The sequence below is a fragment of the Streptomyces botrytidirepellens genome (assembly GCF_003721215.1).
In the GTDB taxonomy this organism is placed as follows: domain Bacteria; phylum Actinomycetota; class Actinomycetes; order Streptomycetales; family Streptomycetaceae; genus Streptomyces; species Streptomyces himastatinicus.
On the sequence record NZ_RIBZ01000392.1, the window covers coordinates 1 to 801 of the forward strand.

Annotated in this window: 1 pseudogene; it reads right to left on the reverse strand. The window is 79.4% G+C overall.

From position 1 onward, the window contains the following. Window positions 1-801, reverse strand: a pseudogene (locus EEJ42_RS51215) (hypothetical protein); the annotation flags it as partial.

Genomic DNA, 801 nt, shown 5'->3' on the forward strand with positions numbered 1-801 from the left:
AGTCCCCCTCGTCGTCGGACCCGCTGTCCCCGTCGTCCGCCGGGTGCGGTTGACCGGCTTCCGGCGCCTGCTCGGGCACGCTCCCGTCCGCGTCGGCGGCAGCCGGGTCGCGGCCGTCGTCTTCGCCGTCGTCACCGACCCGCGCCGTCACCCGCTCCGGCGGCGGCGAATCGGCGGCGTACACGCGCGCGACGGTCGGCCCGCCGCTCTCGCCCGCGACGCCCGTGGCCCGCGCGCGGCCGGTGCCGGAGTCGGCGCCGTCGCCCTCCGTCGCCACGGACGAGCCCGAGCGCTCGACCTCGGCCGGGCCGTCGGTGTCCTCTGGGGTGAGGGCCAGGTCCTCGATGCGGACCGTCACTCGGCCCGGGCGGGAATCCGCCGGGTGAGTGCGGCCGGGACTGGGCTCGCCGGGAGCTGTGTGCGGGGTGGCGTCGTCGGGGGCGTCCGGGTGTTCCTCCTCGGCGGCGAACGCGGCGCGCGGGCCTCGGGCTTCGTGAGGGGTGTCGGGGGCGTACGCGTGGTCGGCGGTGGGCGCGCAGGCGGGGTCCACGGCGTACTCGTCGGGGGTGCGGGCGGTGGGGTCCGCGCGGAAGGCGGCGGGGAGTTGGGACAGGCCCAGCATGTCGTCCGCGTCCGTGTCGTCGTCCACCCGGACCGTGACCCAGCCCGTGCGGGTCGGCTCGGCCGCCGAGGGGCGGGCGGGGCGGCGGGCGGCGGGGATGGCGGCGGTCGGCTGGGGAAGGCCGAGCAGCTCGAGGAGGCGCGGCTCGGCGCCAAGCGCTTCGGCGGCGCGCCGCTCCG